Annotated in this window: 9 protein-coding genes; all 9 read left to right on the top strand. The window is 71.4% G+C overall.

The window, feature by feature from the left end:
• Positions 1 to 644: 644 nt before the first annotated feature.
• Complete coding sequence (locus ACZ4WQ_RS44910) at positions 645 to 3,782, top strand: amino acid adenylation domain-containing protein (RefSeq protein ID WP_398377187.1); 3,138 nt, start codon at positions 645 to 647, stop codon at positions 3,780 to 3,782.
• Positions 3,779 to 6,424: a beta-ketoacyl synthase N-terminal-like domain-containing protein gene (locus ACZ4WQ_RS44905; RefSeq protein ID WP_398377189.1), complete on the top strand. Its 2,646-nt coding sequence runs from the start codon at positions 3,779 to 3,781 to the stop codon at positions 6,422 to 6,424. The genes ACZ4WQ_RS44910 and ACZ4WQ_RS44905 overlap by 4 nt, the downstream gene beginning before the upstream one ends.
• A complete protein-coding gene (locus ACZ4WQ_RS44900) occupies positions 6,421 to 9,888 on the top strand; it encodes an amino acid adenylation domain-containing protein (RefSeq protein ID WP_398377190.1) in 3,468 nt (1,155 codons plus the stop codon). Before ACZ4WQ_RS44905 ends, ACZ4WQ_RS44900 begins: the two co-directional genes overlap by 4 nt.
• A 56-nt stretch (positions 9,889 to 9,944) precedes the next feature.
• Positions 9,945 to 17,078 (top strand): amino acid adenylation domain-containing protein, encoded by a 7,134-nt coding sequence (locus ACZ4WQ_RS44895; protein WP_398377191.1) that lies wholly within the window; start codon positions 9,945 to 9,947, stop codon positions 17,076 to 17,078.
• Positions 17,075 to 18,106 carry a MupA/Atu3671 family FMN-dependent luciferase-like monooxygenase gene (locus ACZ4WQ_RS44890; RefSeq protein WP_311728069.1) on the top strand — a complete coding sequence of 344 codons (1,032 nt, stop codon included), beginning with the start codon at positions 17,075 to 17,077 and terminating at the stop codon, positions 18,104 to 18,106. The genes ACZ4WQ_RS44895 and ACZ4WQ_RS44890 overlap by 4 nt, the downstream gene beginning before the upstream one ends.
• Entirely contained in the window at positions 18,103 to 18,921 is an 819-nt protein-coding gene (locus ACZ4WQ_RS44885) for a thioesterase II family protein (protein ID WP_398377193.1), read from the top strand. The genes ACZ4WQ_RS44890 and ACZ4WQ_RS44885 overlap by 4 nt, the downstream gene beginning before the upstream one ends.
• A 10-nt stretch (positions 18,922 to 18,931) precedes the next feature.
• A complete protein-coding gene (locus tag ACZ4WQ_RS44880) occupies positions 18,932 to 20,308 on the top strand; it encodes an MATE family efflux transporter (RefSeq protein ID WP_398377195.1) in 1,377 nt (458 codons plus the stop codon).
• 119 nt (positions 20,309 to 20,427) lie between these two features.
• A complete protein-coding gene (locus ACZ4WQ_RS44875) occupies positions 20,428 to 22,173 on the top strand; it encodes a non-ribosomal peptide synthetase (protein ID WP_398377196.1) in 1,746 nt (581 codons plus the stop codon).
• A 41-nt stretch (positions 22,174 to 22,214) separates the two neighbouring features.
• Positions 22,215 to 23,411, top strand: coding sequence for an acetyl-CoA carboxylase biotin carboxylase subunit family protein (locus tag ACZ4WQ_RS44870; protein WP_398377198.1), 1,197 nt, complete (start codon positions 22,215 to 22,217; stop codon positions 23,409 to 23,411).
• The last annotated feature ends 13 nt before the right edge of the window (positions 23,412 to 23,424 follow it).

The raw sequence follows: 23,424 nt of genomic DNA, 5'->3' as shown, positions 1-23,424 counted from the left end.
ATCCCGGGCGCCCTCCTCGGGAGGGGGCCCGGGGTCGGCGGGCATCCCTCGACAGGAAGGTGCCATCGGTCGTCACACCGGCAGTTTCCAAATTGCCCCTGCTCCTCAGATCGAGCCTCCGGGGGTTCGGGCCCGTCCCCCTTGAGGATGTCCGCGAAGAAGGCGTTCAGCAGCCCCGGAATGATCACGGCCAGAGCGCGGACAGGCCTCCTGATCAGCCATTGCGTGCGCGGTCGAGCTGGTAATCGAGCCGGTTGGCCGCGGCCTATCCGCTCGTACGTCACGGGACTCACCGCATTTCCCGTCCCGCGCACCTTCGGACCAGAGTGACTGAACAGGGCGATGCGCGATATCCGGGGATCATCGCGCCCTATCGGACGGTGGGCCATCCAATCCAAAGGCTTGGCGTGATTTAGGTCACTTGCCATTTGTGGTCGTTGCTGCTGTCCTTGTTACCGCTTGGAACGGATGAGATTTCAGATTTGCTGACTGACCTTCGCATCTGAATCAGCCGCCTTTCGGAGCGGCTTGGCGGGGGTTGTCCGGTTGAGCGGGGGCAAGCTGATGACGCACGTTCTGATTGATGATGATCTTTCCTTTCGGTTTGTTGAGCAGCGATTCTCGATGATTCCCGGAGTTTCGCCGTGACCGGCCCCTGGGCCCCGCTCAGTCAACAGCAGCGAGCGGTGTGGGCGGCGCAGCAGCTGAATCAGGGCAGCGACCTCTATAACGTGCCAGTGGCATTCCGTCTCAACGGGCCAATTTCCCAGGCGGCGCTGGAGGAATCCGTCCGGCAGGTGATGGAGCGCCATCCGTTGTTACGGGTGTCCATGGGGGAATCCGAGGACGGCGTCCCGCGTCAGCAGGTCTGCGGCCTTCCTGCCGAGGTGCTGAGCGTGCACGACGTGCCCACGGAGGAACTCGACGAGCGCATCGCCGAGGCGGCCCGGGCGCCCTTCGGGCCGGACGCCGAGCGCCGGCTGCGCGCTCACCTGTTCCGCACCGCGCCTTGTGAGGCCGTGCTGCTGCTGGTCTTCGACCATGTGGCGGTGGATGCCGCCTCCATCCCCCTGATCACGCAGGATCTGGCGCGTGGATACTCGGCCGGTCCGCAGGGCGCCGGTCGGCTCGGTCGGCCGACATCCACGGCGGAGTACTTCGACTACATCGCGGAACAGCAGGAGCGCTTTGCCTCCCCGGCGGGGCATCAGCAGGCGGAATTCTGGGGCAAGTATCTCGACGGGATGAACGGCATCGCCGCCCCCGTGCGCAACCCCGGCCTTTCCCAGGCGGGTTTACTCCGCACTTCCTCGGTCCCGGTCGAGCTGCCCGGCGATCTCGCGGCGGCCGGTGAACGATTAAGGGTCACCCCTTTCTCCCTTCTGCTGTCCGCTCTCTCGGTGACGCTGCAACATTTTCTGCGGTCTGAGGACGTGGCGATCGCCTATCCGGCCGTGGACTGGCGAAGAGGTGAATACGGCCAGACGGTCGGCCTGTTCACCGATATGCTCCTCTTCCGTTGCCTCCCTCAGGAGGAACTGAGCCTACAGAGATATGTGCGGGCGGTTCAGGATTCACTTTTCGAGTGTTTCGATCATCAGGAAGCCCCCTTGGGCCAGTTATGGGCGTGCATGCGTACGCTCCAGGCCAGGGGAGGCCATTCGGGTATACCCGTGATGCTGTCCCTGAACGATGCGCCCGAGTCGGAACTTCGACTTCCGGACATCGAGGTCGAGCGAATCCCGCTGGCTCCCCGTGACGGCAAGGCGGATCTCCTGCTCTCCGTCAACATGATCGGCTCCGAGATCAGCGGTCGGCTCGACTTCAAGACCCAGCTCTATGACACCGACACGGCACGGCGTATGGCCCGGGCCTTTCATGAGGTGCTCACGCGAATTCTCGCTGGATGGGACGGTCCCGTCCGCGCCGTAGAGCTGGCCCCGGAGGAGGACCGTTCCCAGGTGCTCGACACCTGGAATGCCCGTATCACATCGGAGCCCGACCAGTTGGTTCCCGCGATGTTCGCGCGGCAGGTGAAGCGATCCCCCCAGACGATCGCCCTGATCGAGCAGGGACGCGAGATCACCTACCGGGAACTGGACGAGACCAGCCGGAACCTCGCCGCTCGCATCGCCCGCCTCGGGCTGCGCCCGGGCAGTCCGGTGGCGCTGTGTCTGCCCAGGTCGGCCCGGTTCGTCGCCGCGGCGCTGGCCGTGATGCGCTGTGGCCTCGCCTTTCTGCCCGTGGACCTGGAGCAGCCCGCGCGCCGACGCGCGTTCGTGGTCTCCGAGGCGGGAGCCGCCGCGGCAGTGGTCCAAGGAGCCACAGGGGACCACGGGCTACCGGGGACCCTCCCATTGGTCGACACCGCCACCGACACCGACGCCGAGTCGGTCGGTCCCGGACTCGCGTTCGACGACGTCCCCGTCTCGGGCGGGGATCCGGCCTACCTCATCACCACCTCGGGCAGCACGGGTCTGCCCAAGGCCGTGGCGGTTCCGCACCGGGCCCTCGCGAACAACCTGAACTGGAAACGCCGCGACTTCGGCTTCCATGGCCAGGACCGTTTCTACTTCAAGACGCCACCCGTCTTCGACGCCTCCCTGTGGGAGTACCTGGCTCCGCTCACCGTGGGGGCGCTCGCCGTGGTCGCACCGCCTTCCGCGCACCGCGACCCGGCGTACCTGCTGCGGGAGATGCGTCAACACGCGGTGTCCGTGGTGCAGTTCGTCCCCACGCTGCTCAAGGCCGTGCTGGCGGAGGACGGGCTGGGCGAGTGCGCCGCCCTGCGCCGGGTGTTCTCCGGTGGCGAGCAGCTGGAGCAATGGGTGGTCGACGCCGTCCACCGCGCGTGCGGCGCCCGGACGGTCAATCTTTACGGCCCCACCGAAGCGGGCATCGAGGCCACCTTCCACGAGGCTTCCCCGGCCACAGACATGGTCACGGGCACAGTACCCATCGGCCGCCCGATCCCGGGCGCCCAGGCGTATGTGCTCGGACCGGGCGGCCAGGTACTGCCGCCGGGCTTCGCGGGGGAGCTCTACCTGGGCGGACTGCCGCTCGCCCTCGGGTACGCCAACCGGGACCAGCTCACCCGCGAGCGCTTCATCCCGCATCCGTTCGTCGACGGCGCGGGCGCGCGGCTGTACCGGACCGGGGACCTGGCCCGGTTCCGTGAGGACGGCGTCCTGGAATTCCTCGGCCGTGAGGACGCCCAGGTGAAGGTGCGGGGTCTGCGCGTCGAACTGGACGGTGTCCGCAGCCTCGTCCTCCAGCACCCCGGCGTGAACGACGCGGTGGTCACCATCAGCGCCGAGCGCGACGACTCGCTGCTCGTCCACTTCGTGTCATCGGGGGACATCGGCTCGGACGAGCTGCGCGCTCACCTCGCCGACCGCCTCCCCGCCGAGCTCATGCCCACCCACCTCCTCCGCCTGGCGGAACTGCCCGTGACCGCCACCGGCAAAGTGGACACCCGAGCCCTGCCCCGGCCCCAGGAAGGACAGGACGTCTCGGCACACGCCACCCCGCGCACCGCGCTGGAACAGCGGCTCGCCGGGCTGTGGGCCGAGGTGCTCGGAGTGGGCGGTGAACGGGTGCCGCGCGACGCCAGCCTGTTCGAGCTGGGCGGCACCTCGCTCACCCTGATCCGCCTTCACCGCCTCCTCCGGCAGCGGATCTCGGCCGACATCCCCATCACGGACCTGTTCAAGTACCCGACCGTGGCGGCCGTCGCTCGCTCGCTGAGCCGCCGCTCCGAGGACGACAAGGGACGCGTATGACGGTTCAGCAGGAAGATCAGTCCATCGCCGTGATCGGTATGGCCTGCCGTTTCCCCGGAGCCGACGACACGGAACGCTACTGGGCCCGCCTGGTCGGAGCCGAGACCTCCGTGGTCAGGCTCACCGACGGGCAACTGCGGGCCAGGGGCGTACCCGAGGACACGCTCTCGAACCCGCGCTATGTGCCCGTCGCCGGGCTCCTCGACGGGATCGACCTCTTCGACGCCGAGTACTTCGGCATCGCCCCCGCTGAAGCGGCCGCGATGGATCCGCAACACCGGCTGTTCCTCCAGGAGTCCGTACACGCGCTGGAACACGCGGGCCTTGCCGGATACGGACCGGACCGGCGCGTCGGAGTCTTCTGCGGGGCCGGCGAAAACCGTTACGCGGCCCTCCTCCCGAGCCCGGAAAGCGGCGCGAGGACGCACCGCAGCATGTCGGACACTCCCGCCGCGCTGCCGCTGCGCGTGTCCTACCACCTGGACCTGCGCGGTCCCAGCGTGTACGTCAACAGTCTGTGCTCCACGGCGCTGACCGCGGTCCACCTGGCCAGGCGCAGCCTGCTGGCCGGAGAGTGCGACATCGCCCTGGCCGGGGCCGTGTCGCTCCAGCTCCCCCAGCAGCACGGCTACCAGGCCGTCGACGGGAGCGCGATGTCACCGGACGGGGAGCTGCGCCCCTTCGACCGGTCGGCCACGGGCACCGTGCCCGGCAGCGGCGTCGGCGTCGTCGTCCTCAAAGGCCTGGCACAGGCCCTCCGCGACGGCGACACCGTGCACGCCGTCCTGCGCGGATCCGCGCTCAACAACGACGGCGCGGAGCGGCAGAGCTTCGCCGCGCCCAGCGTGCGGGGACAGCGGGACGTGGTCCTCGCGGCGCTGGCCGACGCCGGGATCGACCCCGCGACCGTGGGCTATGTGGAGGCCCACGGCACCGGTACGCCGCTGGGCGACCCGATCGAGCTGGCCGCGCTCCGGGAGGCACGCGAACACCTCGGCGTCACCGCCCCCTGCGCCGTGGGCGCGGTGAAGTCCTCGGTGGGACACCTGGACACCGCGGCCGGCATGGCCGGGATCATCAAAGCCGTGCTGGCCGTCCGCGAGGGCGTGGTGCCCGCCACCGTGGGGCACGGCGAGCTGAACCCCGACATCCAGCTGGACGGCAGCGGCCTCTACATCAGCACCCGCACACACCCGTGGCCCCTGACCTCCCACCCCCGGCGCGCGGCGGTCACCGCCCTGGGCATGGGCGGCAGCAATGCCCACATCGTGCTTGAGCAGCCACCGGCCACTGCGTCCACGCCACGGCACACCGGGCACGACTCCGGCGCCGAGCCGTGGACGCCGCAGATCTTCCCCCTGTCGGCCCACACGCCCGCATCCTTCGACCGCCTCCGTGAACAGCTCGCGCAGGCCGTCACGGCGGCGCCGCACCCGCCGTCGCATGCCGACGTGGCCCTGACGCTTCAGCGGTCCCGGAACCACCGGCGGCTGCGCCGGGCCTGGGTGGCCCCGACCCTGGGAGCACTGGACTCGGCCCTGCGCGAGGACTCCGCGCCACTGCCGCGCGGGCCCGTGGTCCTGGGGATCGGCTTCCGGGACAAGGCCCCGCAGACCGCGGGTGCGTCGCCCGCCGCCCTGCTTCCGCGGTTGCGCGCCGCCCGGGAACGCCCGGGCCCCGGCGCGCTCGAGGAGCGGGCGGCATGGACCGGGGAGGAGTTCCGCACCGCTTGCGGCGCGCTCGAGTCCCTGGCCGCCCTGGGGGCCGTGCCCGATGCGCTGGCGGCGCTGGACGCCGGCGAGTACGCGGCGTTCGCCGCCGCCGGGGCGCTGCCCTGGGAGGTGGCGCTGCGCTGCGCGCTGTACCACGCACAGGCCGTGGAGGCGGCGCTGGACGGCGGGGATCTCGACGCCTGCGAGGAACTGCTGGGAGAGATCCAGGCGGAACTCGCCGCGGTGCGGATGTCGCCGCCCGCGTACGAACTGCGCTCCCTGACCCTCGGCAGTACGCTGCCGGCCGGCGCGGCGCCGCCCCCCGGCCACCTCCTGGAGGTGACCCGCTCCGCGGTCATGGGACCGGCCGAGGCCGGGCTCCCCGCGGGCGTCCCGAACGTCGCCGACGCGGTCGCCACCTGGGAGGACTGGCTGACACTGGTCGCCCACTGCTGGGAGCGGGGCTGCGAGGTGTCCTGGGAACTCCTGCCCGGCCCCGAGACGGCTCGCCGCACCTCCCTGCCGCTGTACCCCTTCGACGCGGTACGCCACTGGGGCGTCGCCGCGGCGCCGGCCCCTGTCCCCGAAAGCCCCCCTCCGTCGGCCGTCCCCGAAAGCCCCGCGCCGTCGGCCGCCCCGACCGGCGACACCATGACCGAACTCGCCGCCATGTGGCGGGCCGTTCTGGGCGTACCCGAGGTCCGGCCCGACGACAGCTTCTTCGCCCTGGGCGGCCACTCGCTGGTGGCCTCGCAGGTCATGGTGAGGATCCGGGAGCGCTTCGACGTCAGAGTGTCCCTCGGCGACCTGCTGGAGGCCGAGACCCTGGCCGGGATGGCCGAGCTCGTGGACGAGGGACTCACCTCCATGCGTGTCTACGCGGCCCTCACCTCGACCGCCGACGACCGGATGGGAACCGTTGAGCTGTGAACGTCACGAGCCTGCTCGAAAGGTTGCTGCTGAAGGGCATCCGGATCACCGCCAACGGCGACCGGCTGGCCGTCTCCGCTCCCCAGGGCGTCCTGAGCGACGAACTGAAGAAGACCATCAGGGCCAACCGGGACGACATCCTTCAATTCCTGCGCGAATCCCAGGAGGAGGCCGCCCGCCGCGAGGTGCGCATCGAGCGCGTGGACCGCGGCGCCCCCATTCCGGCCTCCTACGCCCAGCAGCGGCTGTGGCTGATCGAGCAGACGGCCACCGACCTCCCCGTCTACAACATGTACTTCGCCCTCGAGCTGCGCGGCGACCTGGACATCGCGGCCCTGCGAGGCGCCGCCCAGGACCTCGTGGACCGCCATGAGATTCTGCGCACCGCGCTCGCGGAGACCGGCTCGGAGCTTGTGCAGCGGATCCAGGACCGGTGTCCTGTCGTCTTCGCGGAACACGAGGCGGGCCCGGACACGCGTGACGACGTGATGTTCTCGATCGTCTCCACCCGCTTCGAGCTCTCCTCGGCCCCGCTGATCCGCTTCGACCTGGTGCGCACCGACGACTCGTGCCGGACCTTCGTCGTCACTCAGCACCACGTCATCTCCGACGGATGGTCGACCGGAATCCTCAAGAAGGAGATCTCCGAGCTGTACACGGCGAGGGTGGAAGGCCGCCGTCCCCAGCTGCCCGAACTCTCCGTCCAGTACGCCGACTACGCCGTCTGGGAACGCGAGTGGCTCGAAGGCGAACTGGCCGAACGGCAGCGCGACCACTGGCGCAACGCCCTGGCGGATCTGCCGCCGCTGCTCGAACTCGTCCCGTCCCGCCGGCGCGAGACGATCCAGAGCTACCGTGGCTCGGCACTGACCTTCCGGTACGACACCGACCTGCTGGAGCACGCCCGCCGGCTGTGCTCCGCAACCGGAAACACCCTCTACGCCGTCCTGATCTCGGCATACACCCTGCTGCTGTCGCGGATGACCCGTGAGGACGACATCGCGGTCGGAAGCCCGCTGGCGAACCGGCCCTACCCCGCGCTGGAGCAGACCCCCGGACTCTTCTTCAACTCCATCACCGTCCGCACCCGGGTCGACGAGCGACAGACGGTCCGTGACTTCCTCGCGGCGGTACGGCGCACCACATTCGAGGCGTTCGCGAACCAGGACCTTCCCTTCGACCAGGTCGTGCGGGCCGTGGCGCCCGAGCGCAGCAGCTCCCACTCACCGGTGTTCCAGAACATCTTCATTCTCCAGACGTATCCGGGGGAGCGGTTCGCACTGCCCGGCGTCGAGGCCGCGCCGGCGCCGACGCCCTTCTATTCCGCTCAGTACGACCTGATGTTCAAGCTCCGCGAGGACGAGGACGGGCTCCAGGGACTGATCGTCCACAACGACGCCCTGCTGGACGGGGACGACGCGCGGCGCATCGCCGACAGTTTCCGGCGGCTCGTGGAGAGCATGTGCGCCATGCCCGACGCGCCGCTCGCCGAACTCTCCCTCATGGACCCGCAGAGCGCGGCGCTGATCGAGCGGTGGAACACGCGGACGCGGCGCCCCGTCCCGCCCGAGCCGGTGCACGAGCTGATCCGCCACCGTCTCGCCGAGAACCCGGAGACACCGGCCCTGACCTTCCGCGGGCAGAGCCTGACCCGCGGCGAGCTGGCCCGCGAAGCCGACGCGGTGACGGCGGGACTCCAGGCCGCCGGGCTGCGCCCGGGGCAGCGGATCGGTGTCATGGTGCCGCGCTCGGCCGAGCTGGTGGCCGTGCTGCTCGGAATCATGTCCGCCGGAATGGTCTACGTACCCCTGGACGGCGCGGCCCCGCGGGCCCGCACCGACGCGATGCTCGAGTCGGCGGACTGCTCCGCGCTCGTCCTGGGGGCCGAATACGCCCACAGGTGCCCGGACTTCGCCGGGCCGCGCCTGTCCGCGCGGGACCTGGCGCACACCACCGCGAACGCCGAGCGGCCGACCGCCACGGAGGAGTCGGCGTACCTCATCTTCACCTCGGGGTCGACGGGCCGGCCCAAGGGGGTCGAGGTCACCCACCGCAATCTGGCCAACCTCTTCGTGGCGCTGGACGAGGCGGTCCGGCTGCCGTCGGACCCGGTCTGGCTGTCCGTCACGGCCGTCACCTTCGACATCGCCGTCGTCGAACTGCTCTGGACCCTGGCGCGAGGCGCCCGCGTCGTGCTCGCGGAGACCTCCGAGAGCCTGCGGCTGATGACGCCGGCCGACGGACGGTCCGACCCCCTCACCGTGCCGGAACTCATCCTGGCCGAAGGCGTGACGGCGCTCCAGGCCACCCCGACCATGCTGCGGGGCGTCCTCGCGCTGCCCGACGCCGAAAGAGCGCTGCGCCGTCTGGAGCTCCTGATGGTCGGCGGCGAAGCCCTCGACAGCACACTCGCCAGGAGGCTCAAGGACCTGGGCATCCCCTGTGTGCTGAACATGTACGGGCCCACCGAGACGACCGTGTGGTCCACCTGCTGGGAGGTCCCCGCCGTCCCGCCCGACCGGATCCTCGTCGGCAAGCCGCTCGCCAACACCGCGGCCCATGTGGTCGACGCCCGGCTCAACCCCGTTCCGGTCGGGATGTACGGGGAGCTCGTGCTGACCGGCGCGGGCGTGGCCAGCGGATACGCCGGGAGCCGGGACCTCACCGACGAGCGGTTCCCCGCCCTCCCCGCCCTGGGCGACCAGGGGCGGGCGTACCGGACGGGCGATGTCGCCCGCTGGCTGCCGAGCGGGGACCTCGAACTCCTCGGCCGCATCGACAACCAGGTGAAGGTCAACGGATACCGGATCGAGCTGGAGGAGATCGAGCGGGCCCTCAACTCGCTCCAGGGCGTGGCCGATTCGGCCGTGGTCGTCCAGCGCGAGGGAGCGCGCGCCGCGCTCGTGGCCCACTGCGTGCCGCGGCCCGGGGCCGTGCTCGACGAGGCCGCCCTGCGGACCGCGCTCGCGGACCTGCTGCCCGACCAGATGCTGCCGGCCGCCATGGTGAGCGCCACCGCCCTGCCGACGACGTCGAGCGGCAAGACCGACCGCAGAGCCCTGCCGCCCGTGCCTCTCGGCGACACCGAGCGCGCCGTGACGGAGCCCGCGAACGACATGGAGAAGCGGCTGCTGGAGGTCTGGCGCGAGGTGCTCGGCAGCGATGCGGTGGGCCCCGCCGACGACTTCTTCCGGTCCGGCGGCACCTCGATCCTGGTGGCCCACCTGCTGACCAAGGTACGGACGCGGGTGCACGCCGACGCCCGGATCGTGGATCTCTTCCGCTACCCCAGCGTCCAGGCCTACGCGGCCCACCTGGGCGGCCGGGCGGATTCCGCCGCGCCCTCCGGCCACCACAGGACCGCCGAAACGCAGGCCCGGCACGCCGCACGGCTACAGCGCAGGCAGCAGGTGTCCCGCAAACAGCGGCTGCGGGCCGCGGAGGGCGCGGCCGACAGCGACTGATGCCCGCCCCGCCGCCCCTGTTCCGAGGACCGACCGGACCGAGCGGAGTTCGCACCATGACCGCCGAACTGCCCGAGACCGCCGACATGCCCGAAGACGCCCATCCGGCCGTCGCCGTGACCGGAATGGCGTGCCGCTTCCCCGGCGCCGACTCGCCGGCCGAGTTCTGGGAGCTGCTGCGCGACGGGGTCGACCCCCATGAGGACGTCCCGGACGAGGAACTGCGCCGGGCCGGGCTGCTGGACCGGGCGCTGCGGGACCCGGCCTACGTCGCCGCCCGCAAACGCTTCGCCGACGTGTCCCTCTTCGACGCGGAGTACTTCGGCATGACCCCCGCGGAGGCCGCCGTCACCGACCCGCAGCAGCGCTTTCTGCTGGAGGCGGCGGTCCACGCCCTCGAGGACGCGGGGCTCGGACGGGCGGGACGGGCCGGAAGGACCGGCGTCTACATCGGCCTGAACCACTCGGACTACCTGTTGCGCAATGTGCTCGACCACCCCGAGGTGGTGGAGACCCTCGGCTGGCACCGGGTGCTGATGGGCAACGACCGGGGCCACACCGCGACCAGCCTGTCCTACCGCCTCGGCCTCACCGGGCCCAGCGTGGCGGTGGACTGCGCCTGCTCGTCCAGCCTGGCCGCGGTGCACCAGGCGTGCCGGGCCCTGCTGGACTACGAGACGGACGCGGCCATCGCGGGCGGAGCCGGCATCAAACCGGCGGACCTCGGCTATCCCTACACCGAGGGCGGCATCGGATCCCCCGACGGCCGCTGCCGGCCCTTCTCCGCCGACGCCCAGGGCACCGCCTTCGCCAGCGGCGTCGGCCTGGTCGTGCTGCGAAGGCTGGAGGACGCACTGGCCGACGGCGACCGGATCCTGGCGGTCGTCCGGGCCAGCGACATGAACAACGACGGCGATCGCAAGAGCGGCTACACCGCCCCCAGCCCCACGGGCCAGGCCGAGCTGATCGCCTCGGTGCACCAACTGGCGGGTGTCACCGCCGACCGGATCTCCTATGTGGAGGCCCATGGCACGGCCACCGCGCTGGGCGACCCGATCGAGGTGAGCGCCCTCACCGAGGCCTTCCGCGAGACGACCGACGCCACCGGCTTCTGCGCCATCGGATCGGTGAAGAGCAACATCGGGCACCTCGACTCGGCATCCGGCATCGCCGGACTGATCAAGGTGATCCTGGCGCTCCGGCACCGCACCCTGCCGCCGACCCTCGGCTGCGAACGGACCAACCCCCACATCGACTTCGACAACTCACCGTTCCGGGTGAACACCGCCTTGCGGCCGTGGACGGCACCGGGACGGCTGCTCGCCGGGGTGAGCTCCTTCGGCGTCGGCGGCACCAATGTGCACGTACTCGTGGAAGAGGCTCCGCCACAACCCGGGCCCTCGCCCCGCGAGCCCGCCGGGAGCGAGAAGCCCGCCGAGAGCGAGCCCACTCTCACCCCGCTGCCGTTCACCGCGAGGACCCCGGCGGCCCTGGACGCCGTCGAGGCACTGCTGCGCACCCGACTGGCCACGATGGAACCGCGGGACGTGCCCGGAGCGGCGGGCACGCTGCTCGCCGGGCGCCGGGCCCACCCGCTCCGGCGGGCCCTGCTGTGGCACCCGGACCGCGAGCCCGTGACGCTCCACGGCACAGCCGGGGGAGAGGACGTGACGGACCGGCCGGTGGCCTTCGCGCTCCACCACCGCGAGCCGGACCACGAGACGTACCGGTCGCTGCTGCACCATCAGCCGGCCTTCCGCCGCACGGCCGAGCGGCTGGCGGACGCCCTCCCGCCGCACCACTCCGCCCTGATGGTCGCGCTCGGCTGCGCCGCCGTCTGGGCCGGGCACGGCATCCGCCCCGCGGCGGTCGTCGCCGACCGGGAGAGCCGGGCGGCCGCGGCCGTACTGAGCGGAGTGCTCGACGAGCAGGACGTCGCCAAGGTGCTGGGAGCCCTGGCCGAGGGGCAGCGCCTGGAACGGGCCCTGCTCGAGGTGCGCGCCCGCCCGGCCCGCGTCCCCTGGTACGACGCCGACGGCTCGGAGCTGTGCCCGGCGGGCCGGCGCCCGGATCTGGCGGACGTGTTCAGCGGCGCCCCGGCGGCGCCCGGAAGACGCACCCTGCCGCCGCGCGTGGCCGCGGTGGTGGCCCTGGCTCCGACCCCGGTTCCGGCCCGGGACCGCTCCGTACCCGGGGTCTTCGAGGGCGCCTGCCTCGTGGCCGCCGCCGAGGACACCCGGCCCGGCGATGAGGCCCTGCGCGCCGCCCTCGCCCAGGCCTGGGCCATGGGACTGCGGATCGACGAGGCATGCGTCACCCCTCCCGGCCCCCGACACCACGTCGACCTGCCCCCCTACCCGTTCGACCGGCAGCGGCACTGGCTCGACCCGGTGCGGGACCGCGACGAGCCGCGGGTGCCCGCGCCGGCCGAGGCCCAGGCGGCCGGATCCGCCCCGGACATCGAGGAAACGGCCCGCCGGATCTTCGCCCAGGCCCTCGGCGTCCCCGAAATCTCACCCGAGGACAACCTGTTCACCCTGGGCGGGGACTCGCTCCTGGCCACCCGGATCATCAGCCTGGCGAGGGGGCAGTGGTCGCAGGCCGTGCCGCTCGGCTCATTTCTGCGGGACCCGTCGCCCGGCAACCTGGCCCGGCTCGTACGCGCGGCCGCCCCCGCGCCCCCCACGGCCCCCGCCCCGGCCGACACCGGCGCCCCCGACGGGTCCGGTGGCCGGGTGCTGCCCGCGACACCCCTCCAGGAGCGCTTCCTCTTCCTCAGCGAGATCGAGGGCGCCGCCGAGGCGTACAACGTCCCGGTGCTCGCCGACCTGTCCGGACCGCTGGACGTGGCGGCGCTGCGCGCCGCGCTCGCCGATGTGGTGGCGCGCCACGAGAGCCTGCGGGTGGTCTTCCGGATGTCCGAGGACGGGCCGGAGCAGGTGATCCTTCCCGATGCGCCCGTCGATGTGCCCCTGGTCGACGTCCCCGACGAGGCCACCCTGCGGCGCGAGATCGCCGAGCTCCTCGACCGCCGCATCCCCCTGGACCGCGCACCCGTCCTCGCCGCGCGGATCTTCCGGACGGCGCCGGACCGGCATGTGCTCGCCCTCGCGGTCCACCACATCGGCGCGGACGCCCGGTCCACCGGCATCCTGCTCCGCGACCTCTACGTCGGTTACGAGCGGCGCACCGGCGGCGCGGCCCGCACACTGCCACCCGTCGACGGCCTGCTCGCGGCGCACGTCCGGGCCGAGGCCGACTGGCTGCGCTCACCCGAAGCCGACCGCCAACTGCGTTTCTGGCAGCAGCAGTTGGCGGACCTGCCGGAACGGCTGGAGCTGCCGGGCGACCGGCCGCATGGTGCCAGGCGCGGCTACGCGGGCGGCAAGCTGGACTTCACCGTGCTGGCCGACCTCGCCCGGCGCGTCCGGCGGCTCGCCGAAGCCGAGCGCACGACTCCGTTCGCGGTCGTGCTCAGCGCCTTCCTGCTGCTGCTCGGCAAGGTCGGCAACCGCGGCGACTTCGTGGTGGGCACTCCGGTGTCGGGCCGTCACCGGCCCGGGACCGAGGATCTGATCGCCAACCTGGTCAACACCCTCCCGCTGCGCGCGCGGATCGACACCGACGGGGACTTCCGCGCCCTGCTGCGCGAAACCTCCGGGCGCGTCATGGCGGCCCTCGACCACCAGGACCTGCCCTTCGAAGTGCTCGCCCGTGAACTCACCCCAGGAGGCCGACTCGACACCGCCCCCGTCTTCCAGGTGCTGTTCAACATGCTCAGCCTCGACGCAGGCGTGCCGCCGGGGCCGCCGGGCCTCCGGACGGGCCCGCTGCCCTTCGACCGTGCCACCAGCCCGTACGAGCTGTCGCTCGACTGGTGGTTCGACCGGGACGGCGCCATCGCGGGCCGCTTCGTCTACGACACCCTCAGGTTCGAGCAGGCCACGATCGCCGGCTGGCAGGAGACCTTCGTGCACCTGCTCGACACCGTGACCCGGGCTCCGGACGCCACCCTGGCGAGCGTGGCGGCGGAACCCGAGGCGGTGGCCGAGCGCACCCGGCACGCGCTGACCGGGCCCGTCGTCGCCGTCCCGGAGCGCGCCGTGCACGCGGTCTTCGCACGGTGGGCGGCCCGCGAGCCCGAACGGCTCGCGGTGACCGACGGACGGCTTTCGCTGACGTACGGCCGACTGGCAGGCCTCTCGGCCGGGCTCGCCGAACTGCTCGGCTCGCACGGCGTGAAACCCGGGGACACCGTCGGCATCGCGATGGAGCGCGGTGTTCCCGTCGTGGCCGCCGTGCTCGGTGTGCTGCGCGCGGGGGCGACACCCGTCCCGTTCGACCTCACCCACCCGCGACGCCGGCTCGCGACGATGGCACAGGACTGCGGTGCCGCGGTCGTGCTGTGCGCGCGCAAGGAGGACGCGGACTTCGCCACCGACGCGCAGGCGGTGGCGATCGATGTCGCCACGCTCCCGGCCCGGGACGCGGCCGCGGCGGGCGACGAGGTGGACCTGGACACGGCCGCGTACCTGACCTACACCAGCGGCACCACGGGCGTACCGAAGGGCATCGAGTTTCCGCATCGGGCACTCGCCAACCTCATCCACTGGGAAACGGCGGGCTACACCACCGGCCGTCGCTGGCTTCAACTCGCGTCGTTCGGGTTCGACGCCTCCTTCCACGAGACGTTCGCCGCACTGTGCTCGGGCGGATCGCTGCATATCGCGGACGAGGAGACCAAGCACGATCACGACGCGCTGGCCGCGTTCATCGCGGACCAGCGGGTGGCGAAGACGATCCTTCCGGTCTCCCTCCTGCACGCGCTCGCGGCCCGGTTCGAACACGACGCCTCCGCCTTCCCGTCACTCCGGGAGATCGCCTCCACCGGCGAGCAACTACGGCTGAGCGCGGCACTCGTGTCGTTCCTCGAAGCGCTCGGCGACTGCCGGCTGCTCAACAACTACGGCCCCGCCGAGACCCATGTCGTGACGTCTTACCGGTTCTCCGGGCCACCGGACACCTGGCCGCAGCACGCCCCCATCGGCGTGCCCATCCAGAACGTCACGCTGCGCGTTCTCGGCGCGGACGGGCAGGACCTGCCGCGGGGGTCGGTGGGCGAGCTGGCCATCGGCGGCGTGTGCGTGGCCACGGGCTACCTGGGCAAGCCCGAGCTGACCGGCGAGAGGTTCCTCGAGGCGGACGGCGGCGGCCGCGTCTACCGCAGCGGCGACCGTGCGCGCCTGCTGCGATCCGGCGATGTCGCGTTCCTCGGCCGGGGAGATCAGCAGGTCAAGATCCGCGGCTTCCGGGTGGAGCTCGGGGAACTGGAGGTCGTACTCCGCAAGGACCCGCGGATCCGCGATGTCGCCCTGATCGTGAACGGGCCCGAGGGCGACCGGCGGATCGACGCCTATCTGGTCGCCGCAGCGGACAGCGCGCAGGTGGTCGAACAGACCCGGATCCGGCTGCGCGAGGAACTGCCGGCGGCCATGGTGCCGTCCTCGTTCACCCTCGTGGACCGCCTGCCGGTGAACGTCAACGGCAAGGTGGAGCCGACGAGACTGCCCGCGCCAGGGGGCGGCGTCGGCGAGCGCGTCGAGGTCCTGGACGGGGTCCTGGCCGGCGACGAGGTCCTGGCCGGGGTCCTGGCCCTGTTCCGGCGTGTCCTGGACCGCCCGGACCTCGGGCCGGAGGAGGACTTCTTCGACGCGGGCGGGCACTCGCTGCTCGCGACCCGGCTGATCCATGCCGTGCGGGACCGCTTCGGCGTCCGTCTGACCGTCCCCGAGTTCTACCGCCGCGGCACGGCGTGGGCCGTGACCGAGGTGGTGGCGCGGCGCGGCGGCGCGGCCGACGCGGACACCGAGGAAGAACTGCCGCCCGCGCCCACCGCCCCCGCCCCGCTGCCGCCCGGCCTGCGGAGGCCGGCCGGGTCACCATCGGCCGCCACGCAGAAGACGTTCGTGTTCGACACCGGACAGCGGCTGGACACCGCACGCCTGCGGGCCGCCGTCGGCGCGGTGCTCGACCTCCACCCCGCGCTGCGGCTGCGGGTCGGGGGCGATGGCCTGGCCACGGTCGGAAAGCCGGATCCGGCCGCCGAGACCGTGTACAGCCTGGTGTGCCCGGATACGGTCACGGCGCAGGACGCCCCGGCGTGGCTGTACGACAGGGCGCAGGCCGTCGCCATCGACCCGCGCCGTGATCCGCTGCTGCGCGTCGCGGTGGCGGATGTGCCCGGGCGGCACACGCTGCTCTCCCTCACCGTGCACCTCCTGGCGCTCGACGGGCGCGGGCTGCTGCGGCTGTGTCAGGCCCTCGTCGAGGCGTACCGGGACCCCGGGGCCCGGCGGCGGCCGGACGACGGGTTCCTGAGATACCTCGCGTGGCGGAGCACGCTGACCGGCGGTGAGCGCGCGGCCGAGGCGGCGGCCCTGTGGCGGCGGCTGCTGCCGTCGACTGCGGCGGGCGGCACCGTGCGGCCGCCGACGCCCGACGGCCCGGTCCGCCGTCAGAGCTGGGTCCCGGGGGAGGCATTGCACCAGGTGCTCCGCGCCCGGTGTACGGAACACCGGGTCACCCCCTTCGTCCTGCATCTCACCGCCTTCGCCGCGGCCTTGTCATGGGCCCAGGGCAGCGAGCGCGTGTGCCCGGCGGTGCCGCTGGACGGACGGCCCGGCCCTTCGCTGGACACCTCGGTCGGCGGCTTCGCCAATGTCGTGCCCCTGCCGCTGAACGTGCGGGCCACGCAGCCACTGATCCGGACACTGGACGCCGTGCGCGAGGTGTTCGACCAGGTGCACAGCGTGCGCACCCTGCCGTACGCCGATCTGGCCGCGGACGATCCGGGCCTCACCGGCTTCGACGACCTGCCCGTGGTGTTCAACTACGCCAGGGACGACGAGGAGACCATCCGCCTGGAGGGACACCCCCTGCGGGCGGTGGGCCCCGATCCGCTCATGCTCGGCCAACGGCTGCACTTCACCGTCGTGGACTCCTCCGCCGCGTTCCGGGCCCTGGTCAAGTACCGGCACGGCACGGCCGAGCCGGACGACTCCCGACTGCTGGGCCTCTACCGCCATGCCCTGTACGCACTCGCCTTCGAGCCCGACGCGACCCCCGCGGTACTCGGCGGGATGGCACAGACGCCGGTCGCGGAATCCGACAGCGTCATGGAGCGGATATGAGATTCAGCCTCTTCTTCTTCGCCAACGGCGACGACGCCGCCGAGCAGTACCGGCTGCTGCTGGAAGCGGCCAGATTCGCCGACGCCGAGGGCTTCTCGGCGGTGTGGACCCCCGAGCGGCACTTTCACGACTTCGGGGCCCCCTTCCCCAACCCCGCCGTGACCGGCGCGGCGGTCGCGGCCGTCACCTCCCGCGTGGGCGTCCGGGCGGGGAGCGTGGTGCTCCCGCTGCACGACACCCTGCGCGTCGCCGAGGAATGGGCCGTCGTGGACCAGATCTCCGGCGGCCGGGCCGGCGTCGCGATCGCCTCGGGGTGGAACCCTCAGGACTTCGTCCTCGCCCCCGACAACTTCGCCGACAACAAGCGCGCCATGCGGGAAGGACTGGCGGAACTGCGGGCCCTGTGGGCCGGGGAGGCGGTGGAGCGCCAGGGGCCGCAGGGGCGGGCGCGACAGGTCCGCACCCATCCCGGGCCGCGCCAGGCGGACATCCCGCTGTGGATCACCGCGGCGGGCTCCGAGGAGACCTTCACCTGGGCGGGCAGCCAGGGCTGCGGCGTGCTGACCCATCTGCTCGGCCAGTCCTGGGAGCGCCTGGAGGACAACCTCGTCGCGTACAGCGAGGCGCTGGAGGCCGCGGGACACGGCATCGCACGGGAGAGGGTCAGCGTCATGCTGCACACCCTCGTCGCCGCTGACCAGCAGGGAGCGCTGGCCACCGCGCGGGGACCGCTGACCGAGTACATGCGGTCCTCCATGAGCCTGTTCGGGCTCAAGTCGCCCGAAAGCGCGCCGGGGGAGGTGGCGCCGGAGGCGCTCGCGGAACTGCTGGACCACGCCTATCAGGAATACGCGCGGACCCGCTGCCTCATCGGTTCCGTCGACAGCTGTGTGCCGCTGGTCGAGTCGCTCGCGGAACTGGGTGTCGACGAGATCGCCTGTCTCATCGACTTCGGGGTCGGCACGGACCAGGTCCTCGACGGGCTGCGGACGCTGAGCCGGCTCAGGGCGAGGTGCGCGGAACTGTGAATCCCCGGTCTCCGTTCAGAGAGCTGAGCGCTCGGCCCGGGAGGACCCGGGTCCGGACGTCGCGGCCGGACGTCACGTGCTTCCTCGTTCATCACGCGGGGGGCTCCTCGGCCGGTTTCGTCGATTTCGCCCAGTTCTTCCCGCCGTCGTGGCGGCTGTGCGCCGTCGAACTCCCCGGCCGGGGGCTGAGCGCCGGCGACCCGCCGTGCCGGAGCGCGGCCGCGGCGGTTCAGGCGCTGGCGCCCGCCTTCCTGGACGAGTTCATGGACGAGGAGATCCGGCCCTATGCCGTCTTCGGGCACAGCATGGGCGGTCTCGTCGCCTATGAACTGGCCCGCGAACTGGAGCGATCCGGCACACCGCCGGTCTGGCTCGGCGTCTCCGGAATCCCCGCCCCGCGGCTGGTGAGCGACTGCTTCAACGAGCGCCGTGATCTGTGGTCACCAGAGCGGCTGGTCGCCTTCATGCGACGGCTGGGCGGCACTCCGGAGGAGTTGCTGGAGAGCCCTGACGTCGTCGAGTACATGGTGGAGGTCCTGCGCGGCGACCTGGCCATCGTGGACACGTACGCATACGCGGACGGCCCCCCTCTGAGATTTCCGCTGTCCGTGTACGCGGGCGAACAGGATCCGCTGGCGACACACGACATGCTCGAAGGCTGGCGCGCGCAGACCACCGCGCAGGTGGAATTCCACTCCTGGCCGGGCGGCCACTTCTACCTGTACGACAGGACCGAAAGCGTCGCTCGGCGCATGGCAATGGACATCGATACGGCACTCACCGGAGATCGTGACCCGGCGGGAAGAAAGGCATGAGTGAGCAGCTGTGACTGAGGGAAAATCCGCTCCACGCGAGGGCGACGGCAACGGCGAAGGCGGCGGCAAGGCAAGGAAGATCGCGGGCGCCGCCCTTCCGCTCTATCTGACGATGATCGCGTCATCCGCCGGCTCTCTGGTGGACACCGCGTTGCTCGGGCGGCAGGGGGCGACCTCGCTCGCGGCGTTCGCGGTGACCGTGGCGGTCTTCAGCCCCGCCGTCGCCGCCATCTCCGGCGCCATGCGCGGGGTGATGCCGTTCGTGGCCGCCAAGGACGACGATCCGGACGGCCTGTTGCCCGTGGTGCGCAACGGCATGTGGCTGGGGATCTGCGTGGGGCTGCTCGGAGCCCTCGCCGTGGCCTCGGTGCCCTTGATCAGCAGGCTCAGCGGTGTGCCCGACTCCACGCTCGACGCGCTGGGCGGCTTCCCCTACATCCTCGCTTGCAGCGCGCTGGTCACCTCCATCGGTGCCACGGCCACCTCGACACTGGTCGGCCTGGGGCAGGGGAAGCTGGTGATGCGGGCCGGCCTGACCGGCACCGCCGCCGCGGTCGTGCTGTCCCTGATCCTGGTCGGCGGCATCGGGTCGTTCGATGGCCTGGGCCTGCCGGGCGCCGGCATTGCGATGGTGGCATCCAGCCTGACCAACGCCACACTGGCGCATATCGCCCTGCGCCGGTCCACGGTGCTGGCCGGCCGGTCGCTGCGCATCGGACGGCCCCATCTGCGCGAGGTGATCAGGCTCGCGCGGGTGGGCATCCCGCTCGCGGCGACCGTGCTCATCAAGTTCGCGGTGCTGGGAGTCCTGTCCATCGCCGTGGCCCGGATCAGCAGCGACGACGCGGCGGTCCACAGCATCTCGGTGTCGCTGGTCAACCTGATGTTCACCGCCGCCGTCGCGGTGGGGCAGGCGACGGTGCCCCTGGCGGCCAAGTACGTCAAGACCGGTGATGTGCCCGAGGTGCGGCGTGGCGTGCTCGCGGGCGTCTGGGTGACGTTCTGTGCGGTGTTCGCCCTCGGCACCCTCCTCGTGGTGCTGCGGGACCCCGTGACCTCCCTGTTCACCAAGAACGCCGGCCTCCAGGACGACGTGCTGGCGATGCTTCCGTTGGTGCTCCTCGTGGTGGTGACCGACGCTTTTCAAGCGGTCTTCGGGTTCGGCCTCATCGCGATCAAGCGGACGGTGCCGAGCCTGGTCACCTTCGCGGCGTGCTACGGAGTGCTGGCCCTGGCCGCCGTACCCGTTGCCACCGCAGGCGGAATCCACGCCCTCTGGGCCACGCTGGCCGGTGCCAACGCCCTGCTCGTCGTGGGCCAGGCGTTCTTCTTCCACCAGCGCAGCGGCAGGCTGCGCGCGGTGGAGCCGGAACCGGTGAACGCCTGACCGGACACCGCGCCGTATCCGTCCCGTCATCCGTCACGTCATCCGTCACGTCACGAACCCGGGAGAACCCAGTGCCGGACACCGCCCATGCCCTTGAAGCGCCACGCAGCCTCGTCGACATGTTCGAGGCAACGGCAGCACGCCACCCCGATCGGCCCGCGGTCAGCGACGTCGAACAGACCCTCACCTACCGTGAGTTGAGCGAGCGGTCCGACGCCCTCGCCGCGTATCTCAGCGAACGCGGGGTGACGAACGAGGACCGTGTGGCGGTGTACCGCCCCCGGTCGGCGGAGCTGTTCGTCGCGCTCCTGGGCATTCTCAAGGCCCGTGCCGCCTATGTGGCGGTGGACATCCGATACCCCGACAAGCGCCGCGACCTGATGATCGAGCGGTCCGGCGCGAAGGCGGTCGTCACCGCCCCCGGCTGGGCCGGCCGCCTGGCACACCTCGGCGCCGACGTCATCGAGTGGAACAGCGAGCCGGGCAGCCCCTCCCGGCCACCCGGCGCGCGGCCCGCGCCCGACAACGCCGCCTGTGTGCTGTTCACCTCGGGATCCACCGGGATACCGAAGGCCTTCATACTCGAACACGGGAACCTGCTGGCCTTCGCGCGCAACCCCGTCATGCCGGAGCTCCTGCCCACCGACCGGACCAGCCAGATAGCCAGCGTCTCCTTCGACGCCTTCCACTTCGAGACCTGGTGCAGCTTCGCCTACGGAGCGCAGATCACCGTGATGCCCTCCATGCCGGAGCTGCTCGCCTCCGATGTGCGGCAGGAACTGGAGAGCCGCGGCATCAGCGTCATGATCGCCCCGACGATGGCGTTCAACCATGTGGGGCGCGAGAACCCCGAGACCTTCTCCTCGCTGCGTGTCCTCCAGGTCGGCGGTGGCGTCATGCACGCCTCCGCCTGCCGTGATGTGCTGGGCGGGGGCTTTCGGGGGTCGCTGTGGAATCTCTACGGACCGGCCGAGACCACCACCGGGTGCAGCGTCCACCATGTGGAGACGGTCGGTCCCGACGAGGACTCGGTGCCGATCGGGCGCGCGCTGGAGGGCTTCGACCTCTATGTGCTCGACTCCGCCCGCCGCCCGGTGCCGACCGGAGCGGCGGGGGAGCTGTACGTCGGCGGCCCCGGCGTCTCGCGCGGCTACATCGATCAGCCGGACCTGACCGAGCAGCGCTATCACCTGGACCCGTTCGCGGCCGACGGCAGCCGGATGTACGCGACCGGGGACCTGGTGCGCGAACGGTCGAACGGAGTGTTCGAGTACATCGGACGCGAGGACGACCAGGTGAAGATCCGGGGCTACCGGGTGGAACCCGCCGATGTGGAGCGCACGCTGTCGAACCACCCCGCCGTCAAGGAGGCCGTGGTCGTCGTCATCGGCACCGGCCTGGATCTGAGCCTGGTCGCCTTCGCGGCGGCCGAGGACGGGGTCACGCCGCAGGAGCTCACCCGGTACGCGGAGCGGGAACTGCCGGACTTCATGGTGCCCAGCCGCGTCCTGGTGCTGCCGATGCTCCCCGCCAACGAGAACGGCAAGCGGGACGTGGCCGTACTGGAGCGGCTGCTCGCCGAGGACCTGCACCGGCGTACGGACATGAGCCCTCCGGCCGAGGGGACCCAGCGCTATCTCGCCGATCTGTGGCAGGAGTTGCTGGGGGTCGAAGGGGTCGGCGCGCAGGACGACTTCTTCGGCGTGGGAGGGAACTCCTTGCTCGCCTACCGGACCCGCCAGCGCGTCCAGCGGGATCTGGGGATCTCGATCGGCTTCCGCGAGATCATCAACCACCCGGTCCTGAGCGACCTGGCCGGACGCATCGATGCGGCGGGCGCCGACGGTACCGGCCGGGGGGCGTAATGCGACGCGTCGCAGTCGTCCACGACATGGGTGCCGCGAGTGTGCTCGACGTCGCCGCGGCCTTCGAGGGATTCGCGATTCCGGTGTTCGTGTGCCCGGAATCGCGGAACCTGGAACAGCCGAGGGAGCTCATGGACGAGTTCGGCGTCCTGTGCGATATCGCGGGGCTGGACCTGGGCGACGCGGTCGCCCGGCTGAGAGCATGCGCCCCGGACGCCATCGTGACCTACAACGATTACCAGCTGGAGACGACGGCTGTGCTGGCCGCGGAGTTGGGGCTGCCCTTCCACTCCCTCGACGTCGTACGGGGCCTCACGCGGAAACACCTCCAGCGTGAACTGCTCAATGCGTGCGGAGCCTCCGCGATTCCGACGCGATTGGTCGGTGACCGGGCATCGGCCATGCGCGCCTTCGCTGAGATCGGCGGCCCGGCGGTACTGAAGCCGAACGTGGGCACGGGCAGCCGCAGCACCTACCGGATTCGCGACCCGGAGGAATTACGAGAGGCCTGCGCGGAGATCTTTCCACAGGGGGAAGGGGCCACGCACGAGGACTTCGTTCTGGAGCGGGAGATCCCCGGCGACCGCGGAAGCGGCCCGTGGGGAGACTATGTATCGGTGGAATCCGCGATCCAGGGCGGGCGGATCGAACACATGGCGGTGATAGGGAAATTCCCCCTGGCGAAGCCCTTCCGGGAATCCGGATCCTTCCTTCCCGCGGCACTCGCGGAGCGGGATCGGAAAGCGGTGCTGGACATCGCGACGCTCGCCCTCCAGGGCCTGGGCGTGAGTGTCGGAGTGTGCCACACGGAAATAAAGCTCTCTCCTCAGGGTCCGCAGGTGATCGAGGTCAACGGGCGGCTCGGGGGCCTCGTCAACGATCTGCTGACGCGCACCGGTGAGCTGAACGCCGTGGAGATCGCCGCTCGTCTGGCCCTGGGCGACGAAGACGCGTCGACCGGCATCGACGCGTGGGAACCGAACCAGGTCTCTTTCGTCTTCGCGAAGGCCCCGCCGGTGGAGGCGACACAGCTGCTGAGTCTGCGCGGAGCGGACGATCTCCAGGCCATGCCGGAGATCTCACGAGTGATGGTCCAGCAGGAACCCGGGGCGCGCATCGACTGGAGACAGGGGAGGCTGGCACACACCTATGTGTGCTACGGAGCGACGCGCACACATGATGATCTGGCCCGATTGCTGACGACAATGGATAACACGGTGCAGGTGGCATACAAGTGACGGGTGGAGAGCT

It is taken from the genome of Streptomyces sp. NPDC028305, from assembly GCF_055569495.1.
Note: the sequence above shows the minus strand (reverse complement) of the source record. Positions and strands in the feature narration are given on the sequence as shown.

Coding starts and splice junctions, on each gene's coding strand:
- ACZ4WQ_RS44905 (WP_398377189.1), top strand. CDS start 3,779: ATGACGGTTCAGCAGGAAGATCAGTCCATCGCCGTGATCGGTATGGCC.
- ACZ4WQ_RS44895 (WP_398377191.1), top strand. CDS start 9,945: ATGACCGCCGAACTGCCCGAGACCGCCGACATGCCCGAAGACGCCCAT.
- ACZ4WQ_RS44890 (WP_311728069.1), top strand. CDS start 17,075: ATGAGATTCAGCCTCTTCTTCTTCGCCAACGGCGACGACGCCGCCGAG.
- ACZ4WQ_RS44875 (WP_398377196.1), top strand. CDS start 20,428: ATGTTCGAGGCAACGGCAGCACGCCACCCCGATCGGCCCGCGGTCAGC.